The sequence below is a fragment of the Olsenella uli genome, from assembly GCF_901212655.1.
In the GTDB taxonomy this organism is placed as follows: domain Bacteria; phylum Actinomycetota; class Coriobacteriia; order Coriobacteriales; family Atopobiaceae; genus Parolsenella; species Parolsenella uli_A.
Window position 1 is genome coordinate 1 of sequence record NZ_CAAKON010000026.1, and the last position, 6,730, is coordinate 6,730.

General features: G+C 60.4%; 6 protein-coding genes and 1 tRNA gene. 4 read left to right on the top strand and 3 right to left on the bottom strand.

All coding sequences use genetic code 11. The features are described 5' to 3' along the window. Nucleotides 1–671 precede the first annotated feature (671 nt). Nucleotides 672–2,273, bottom strand: coding sequence for a MetQ/NlpA family ABC transporter substrate-binding protein (locus tag EFAMC2_RS05875; RefSeq protein ID WP_222838532.1), 1,602 nt, complete (start codon nucleotides 2,271–2,273; stop codon nucleotides 672–674). Beyond that, nucleotides 2,263–3,303: a methionine ABC transporter ATP-binding protein gene (locus EFAMC2_RS05880; RefSeq protein ID WP_154027917.1), complete on the bottom strand. Its 1,041-nt coding sequence runs from the start codon at nucleotides 3,301–3,303 to the stop codon at nucleotides 2,263–2,265. Before EFAMC2_RS05880 ends, EFAMC2_RS05875 begins: the two co-directional genes overlap by 11 nt. 477 nt (nucleotides 3,304–3,780) lie before the next feature. Between EFAMC2_RS05880 and EFAMC2_RS05885 the strand changes: the two genes are divergently transcribed. From EFAMC2_RS05885 to EFAMC2_RS05900, 4 genes are all read left to right on the top strand, one after another. Next, nucleotides 3,781–4,152 (top strand): GntR family transcriptional regulator, encoded by a 372-nt coding sequence (locus EFAMC2_RS05885; RefSeq protein WP_154027918.1) that lies wholly within the window; start codon nucleotides 3,781–3,783, stop codon nucleotides 4,150–4,152. Continuing rightward, nucleotides 4,152–4,847 (top strand): ABC transporter ATP-binding protein, encoded by a 696-nt coding sequence (locus EFAMC2_RS05890; protein WP_187325181.1) that lies wholly within the window; start codon nucleotides 4,152–4,154, stop codon nucleotides 4,845–4,847. Before EFAMC2_RS05885 ends, EFAMC2_RS05890 begins: the two co-directional genes overlap by 1 nt. Beyond that, nucleotides 4,841–5,608, top strand: a complete 768-nt coding sequence (locus EFAMC2_RS05895) for a hypothetical protein (protein ID WP_154027920.1) — start codon at nucleotides 4,841–4,843, stop codon at nucleotides 5,606–5,608. Before EFAMC2_RS05890 ends, EFAMC2_RS05895 begins: the two co-directional genes overlap by 7 nt. A 347-nt stretch (nucleotides 5,609–5,955) precedes the next feature. Further along, a tRNA-Leu gene (locus EFAMC2_RS05900) sits at nucleotides 5,956–6,038 on the top strand. Between the two features lie 250 nt (nucleotides 6,039–6,288). Here the strand turns inward: EFAMC2_RS05900 and EFAMC2_RS05905 are convergent. After that, nucleotides 6,289–6,525: a helix-turn-helix domain-containing protein gene (locus EFAMC2_RS05905; RefSeq protein ID WP_154027921.1), complete on the bottom strand. Its 237-nt coding sequence runs from the start codon at nucleotides 6,523–6,525 to the stop codon at nucleotides 6,289–6,291. Between the last annotated feature and the right edge of the window lie 205 nt (nucleotides 6,526–6,730).

The window sequence follows — 6,730 nt, forward strand, 5'->3', positions numbered from 1 at the left end:
GCTTGACTCTCGGAGGGGGAAACCGTCCTTGGCGAACGTGCCGCTAGCTGTAGCGTGATATGGCGTGCTTTTGCGCGATGCCCCGTGATACGCTTGCTGCCAGAATATGGCGTTTGAACTGGTAAAATGCCATTCCGACCTTGGAGAACGGCAAAACGTTCAGTTTGCCTGGATGTCGTAGGTTCAAATCCTGCCCCGCGACCAAGAACTTGCAGCTCGTCGGCTTAGCCGGCGAGCTTTCCTCTTACTTGGGCAGTTCTTCTGCCCTAGCCCTCAGCCTTTTATAAACAATCTTGATCTGTAACACGTAGACCTCGTTTGGGTCGCTACATGTTACGGGTCGAGATCTTCTGGTAAGTGGGCCTGGTGTATCTCGACCTGTAACACGTCGAGCCCGTTTTGCTGAGTAGCTGTTACAGATTGAGACAAACCGACAGGCCGGTTTAGTAGGTGGGTGAGGGGCTGGTGAGCATCGCGTGCCTTGCAAAAACGTTAGGCTCGGCTCTCCCATAATGGCGTGCGTAGCAGGGGAGGGGCCGGTGGGGGTGCATGAAAAAGAACACTCCAACTTGTCCCGCATTCTATCCGCTTTCAGGATTTAATTTGGATAGTTTACGGGACAACTTGGAGTGATTTGGACAGAACGCGAGCAATGTTGGACTGAGCGTGTTCTACAGCTTAGCCACGGCGTCACCCAGCAGGTCCTGGTCCCATCCCACGGCGATGAAGTTGCCGCCGTAGGTGTTGTCGTACACGTCGGTGGTGCTGGAGGACTGGTAGGCCTTGATGACCTTGCGGTAGATCTCGACCTTCTCGGGATCCTTGAGGTCCTCGGTGCGGCAGGCGATGAGGTTCCAGTACTGCTCCTCGTCGAGGTTGGCGTCCTCGTAGATCACATCGTCGTGGGATAGGTTGTTATCGATGGCGTAGTTGCCGTTAACGATACCGGCCGCCACATCGGGCAGGATGGACGGGATGTTGTTGGCCGCGATCTGGACGATCTCGATACCCTTTGGATTCTCCGTGATGTCGGCCACGGTGGGGTTGAAGCCTGCGTCGTCGGAGAGCGTGATGAGACCTGCGGACTCGAGCACCTTCAGGGCGCGGCCGCCGTTCGTCACGTCGTCGGGGATGGCCACTTTGTCGCCAGCCTTGAGCTGGTCGATGGAGTCGAGATTGGCCGAGTACAGGTGCAGCGGCTGGATGAACGTGTTCGCAATGTTCGTGAGCTCGTAGCCCTTGCTCTCGAGCTCGGTGGCAAAGAAGATGCGGTGCTGGAAGCTGTTGAGGTCGATGTCGCCGTCGGCCAGGGCCGCGTTGGGGGTCGTGTAGTCGGAGAACTGCACAATCTCGAGGTCGATGCCCTCTTCGGCGAGCTTGGCCTTGGCAGGGGCGAACAGCTCCTCGTAGATGGCGCCGGTGACGCCCATCTTCACGGTGACGCGCTCGGCAGGTGCGGCGGTAAAGCCGTTCGCGATAAAGTAGAGCGCGAAGCCCACGACAAGCGCGGAGGCACCAATAAGGGCGTTGCGGCCCGTGTGGGAGGGTGCGGCATCGTCGGTCTTGGCGGCCGCGGCCTTCGCGGCGCGGTGCGCGGAGCTGCTCGTGCGGGCCACGGCGTTGCCCACGATCTGGATGATCGACACCATCACGACGAGCACGATAACGGTGACGTAGATCACATCGAGCTGGTTGCGGTCCTTGCCGTACTGGATGGCGAAGTTGCCCAGGCCACCCGCGCCCACGGCGCCGGCCATGGCGGTGAGGTTGAGCAGGCTGATGAGCGTGACGGTAGTCACGCGGGCGAGCGACGAGATGGACTCGCGCAGGTACACGCGCCAGATGATGTCCGCAGGCGAGCAACCCATGGCCTCGGCGGCCTCGACGAGACCCGGGTCGACCTCGGCGAGCGACACCTCTACCTGACGGGCGAAGAACGGGATGGCCCCCACCACGAGCGGGACGATGGCACCGGGCACACCGATGGCCGTGCCCATGATGGCGCGCGACACGGGCAGCAGGGCGGCCAGCAGGATGATGAAGGGGACGGAGCGGAAGACGTTCGTCACCTTGTCGAGCACCTGCCACAGCGGGCGGTTCTCGAGGATGCCGCCCTTGCGGGTGACGGTGAGCGCAATGCCCAGGATAAGGCCGAATGCAAAGACGAAGACACCGGACCACGCGAGCATGAGGATCGTCTCGAAGATGGACGTGGTGAACGTGTCCCATTGGGCCACGACGTTGGGGATGATGGAGGAAAGACTAGCGAGCATCGGCAATCACCTCTACGTGGACGTTCTCGTTGTCGGGCAGGTAGTCCAGGGCGGCGTCGATCTTTGCGCGCTGGCCGGACAGCTTGGCGATCGTGCCGCCGATGGGGGAGCCGTTCACAACCTCAATGTCGGCGAAGATGATGTTGACGTCGATGTCGAACGTACGCGAGATGGAGCTGATGATGGGCTCGTTCACGTCGCGCGTGAGGTAGTTGAGGCGCACGAGCACCTCGCCGGGCTTGAGCGCCACGACGGGGCTGTTCTCGGCCACGAGGTCGTGCACGCGCGTGAGGCTCGACGTGGACGCGATGAACTCGCGGGTAAGGTCGTGCTTGGGCGTCGAGAAAACCTCGAACACGTCGCCGGACTCGATGACGCGGCCGCTCTCCATGACGGCCACGTGGTCGCAGATCTCCTTCACGACGTTCATCTGGTGGGTGATGACCACCACGGTAAGGCCAAGCTCACGGTTCAGGCGCTTGAGCAGCGCGAGAATCGAGTGGGTCGTCTGCGGGTCGAGCGCGCTCGTGGCCTCGTCGCACAGCAGCACGCGCGGGTTCGTGGCCAAGGCACGGGCGATGGCCACGCGCTGCTTCTGGCCACCCGAGAGCTGCTCGGGGTAGGCCGCGGCCTTGTCGGACAGCTCGACGAGCTCGAGCAGCTCGGCCACGCGCGCCGCCTTCTCGGCATCGGAAAGCCCCGCCTTGGCCAGCGGAAACGCGACGTTATCGGCAACGGTGCGGCTGGGGAACAGGTTGAAGTGCTGGAAGATGATGCCGATGTTGGCGCGAGCGGCGCGCAGCTCGGCGCCACTGAGCGTGGTGATCTCGCGGCCGTCGACGCGCACGGTGCCCGACGTGGGGCGCTCGAGCAGGTTGATGCAGCGCACGAGCGTCGACTTGCCGGCGCCCGAGTAGCCGATGATGCCGAAGATCTCACCCGCGGCGATTGACAGCGTCACGTCGTCCACGGCGCGCACCACGTGCCCGGCGCTGCCGTACTCCTTGACGATGTGGGAAAGTTCTATCACGGTGGTCCCTTTCTGGGATGAGGGTCTGGGTAAGGGTTGAAGCTGGGCCCGCAGGCGAATAAAAAAGGCGAGAAACCCGCTCGGGTTCCTCGCCTAAGACATTCGTATGCCGTGCGGGCTACATCATTCGCTGCACGTGCGAGAGGGCCGGCGAGGAGGCACCGGGCATCATCATGCCCATGGGCATACACATCATGTTGTTCATCTTCATGGTCGATGCGGTCATCTCTCGCTCCTCTCATAAAGCGCGGTCTTTGCGTGGGGGTTACCTTACCGTGGTGTGGCGCATGTGGCAACCCTCGAATTCATGTCGAAACAAAACAGCTCTGCTCGGGTCCCTACTCCAGCTCGAAGGCGACGGTGATCCTGCGAACGATATATGCCAGCACAACCTGAGTCCTCAACGTAATTCTACTTGACGGGCCCCCGCTATTGTCTTACTGTACTATTCAAGTAATACAATAAGACAAGGAGGTGATGCCTGTGCCATGGGACTTTGCGGAAGGTTCGCCCATCTGGCGCCAGATTGCCGTGCGCATCAAGTCTGACGTTGCGGGCGGCAGACTCGCCCCGGGAGAGAAGATCGCTTCGGTGCGCGACCTAGCCGTTCAAGCGGGGGTGAACCCCAACACGATGCAGCGCGCCCTCGCACAGCTCGAGCAGGAGGGCATCCTGCGCACCGAGCGCACGAGTGGCAGGTACGTGACGGAAGATGCCGCAGTGCTCGACGTCCTACGCGGGCAGCTCGCATCGGGGATCATTGCCGACCTCTACCGCAAGCTGCGCGCGATCGGCATGGATGACGATCAGATTGTGGCGGCGGTTGCCGCCTGGAAGGATGAGGGATAATGGCGCTTCTGGAATGCAAGACGCTGGCAAAGCGATACGGGGAGGTTGCGGCGCTCGGCGGCATCGACCTCTCGCTCGAGGCGGGCAAGGTGATTGGCCTTTTGGGGCCGAACGGCTCAGGCAAGACGACACTCATCAAGCTTGCAAACGGCCTTATCAAGCCGACGTCGGGACAGGTCCTCATAGAGGGCATGGCTCCGTGCACAAAGACCAAGGCCAAGGTGGCCTACCTGCCCGACCGCGACTTTTTGCCCGAGTACATGAGCACGGCGCAGCTGCTCGACTACTACGAGGACTTCTTCGCAGACTTTGACCGCGAGCGTGCTCTGGGCATGCTCGCGGACCTGGGGCTCGACGCATCGGGCCGCCTCAAGGAGCTGTCCCGGGGTACGCGCGAGAAGGTCCAGCTCATCCTCACGATGAGCCGACGCGCCCATGCATACCTGCTTGACGAGCCCATCGCGGGCGTCGACCCTGCGGCGCGCGACTACATTCTGCGCACGATCATCTCCAATTACTCGCCAAACTCGCTCGTGCTCATCTCAACGCACCTCATCGCCGACATCGAAGGTGTGCTCGACGACGTCGTCTTCCTCAAGCAGGGCCGTGTGGTGCTTCACGAGTCTGCCGAAGACCTGCGCGAGCGCACCGGCAAGAGCGTAGACGGTCTCTTCAGGGAGGTATTCGCATGCTAGGCACACTCTTCAAGTACGACTTCCGCGAGGTCGGAAGAACCATGGGTCCACTCTACGCCGCGCTTGTCGCGCTGTCCGTTGTCATGGGGGCACTTCTTGGCGTGAGGGGAAACAAGGTCTACACCGCAGATGACGCTCTTTCTGTCGTCTTGATGGTCATGATGACTGCCTGGCTTCTCCTGTTCGTGGCGATAAGCGTCATAATGCTGGTGCTTGTGGCGCGCAACTACCGCGACACGCTCTTTGGGAGCCGTGGCTATCTCACCAACGTCCTGCCGGCACGTGCTGCTGAACATGTGGCCGACAAGACCATCAACGGGCTCATTTGGGCAACGTTCACCGCGTTTATGAGTATCGTCGCGTTCGCGATGTTCATCATAACCGTCGTCCTCATTGACCCTGCTGCCAGACAGTCTCTTCTCGAGGACCTCGGGTCGATCTCGCTCGGATCAGTCTTCTCGGCGCAGTCGGGGATGCTGGGGGTGGCAAAGTGCGCCGGCGTGGTGGCCATCTCCTTTCTCGTCTTCTCCGCTTCATCCGTGTCATGGCTTTTTGCGGGCATTTCACTGGGCAGCATGGCGAGGAGGCACCCAGGACTAGCCAAGGCCGCCGCCTTCGCGACGCTTGCCCTCGTATGGATGCTCGTGGCAAATGTGCTGGCCACAACGTATACACTCCTCCTGCTCGTGCAGGTGGCATTCACGGTTGTCTTCAGTGCGATGTCGGTGTACGTCTTGGATCGACATCTCGACTTGGAATAGCTCCATCCCGTGCGAATCCCCGTGACCAACTCGCGAGGAGAGGGTGACTGCGTCGCGCGCATCCTGGTTGAGTTCGGCTAGGCCAGGGAGCTCGCCGACCACATCGGGCGCACGCGTCGCACGGCCGGCACCGTTCTCAAAGGGATCTCAGGTCCTTCCGGTCCGCTTGAGTGGCACGGTTCGGCCGTCACCGATCTGGGGCAGTACTACTCTTTGCGATAGGGTTCGCACCTATTTCGCACCTATTCCGCAGTAATGTCGCACTTTCGTTGCGTCGGCGCTGAAGGCGGATTCTTCGCGAAGAAAGATTTGTGCCATCGGCTGGTACCGTTGACCAGCAAAAACAAAAGCGGATAGCCGTTGACGTTCATGCCAGACGCTGAAGCCGGGCTCATAACCCGGATGTCGTAGGTTCAAATCCTGCCTCGCGACCAAGAACTTGCAGCTCGGGAGCTTTACGGATTCCGAGCCGTTTTTCGAATGATTCGTTACGTGTTTTTCGAATGACGACACATGCCCTTTGATGCGGGGATCGGCTTCCAATCTGAACCCGTTACAACAGATTCCCTAGCACCTCTTGCCAACGTTGCTTAAGACGTTCAAACGTCCAAGCTGCGTTGGCAGGACTCGTTGAGGGCAGAACGGTCGCTTTGATACCCGTATGATCCTCCAAATTCTTCTCATCCCTCTTGAACCCGGACATTCGGAGCGTCGCCCGCCACAAGGGCCAACTCAAGGCCAAGGGCTTCGAGCACAGCGGTCAGTTTGTCGAACTGGACACCAGGGTTTTGTCCCAGCTCGAGCGACCACAGACAGCGTTTTGAAACACCCGCAGCATCCGCAAGCTGAGCCTGCGTTAAGCCAAGCTGCGTGCGGCGATCCTTTATCGCGTATCCAATCGCAAGTGCATCGACCATCGCAAACGCCGTCCATTCCCTATGCTGATGCTCACGGCGGAAATCGCATTATTATGCGAACTACTTGCGTCCGACGACATCTAGTCACTCGAGATGCGTCGATATACGCGAAGTTCCTCACGCGTTTCTTTACCATGCGCGCTCGCATGGCATTCCCGGCCCAAGCGCTCGTATAGCTGGTTGATTTCCGATCCCAACCGAACAC

Coding starts and splice junctions, on each gene's coding strand:
- EFAMC2_RS05905 (WP_154027921.1), bottom strand. CDS start 6,525: ATGGTCGATGCACTTGCGATTGGATACGCGATAAAGGATCGCCGCACG.
- EFAMC2_RS05890 (WP_187325181.1), top strand. CDS start 4,152: ATGGCGCTTCTGGAATGCAAGACGCTGGCAAAGCGATACGGGGAGGTT.
- EFAMC2_RS05895 (WP_154027920.1), top strand. CDS start 4,841: ATGCTAGGCACACTCTTCAAGTACGACTTCCGCGAGGTCGGAAGAACC.
- EFAMC2_RS05875 (WP_222838532.1), bottom strand. CDS start 2,273: ATGCTCGCTAGTCTTTCCTCCATCATCCCCAACGTCGTGGCCCAATGG.
- EFAMC2_RS05885 (WP_154027918.1), top strand. CDS start 3,781: ATGCCTGTGCCATGGGACTTTGCGGAAGGTTCGCCCATCTGGCGCCAG.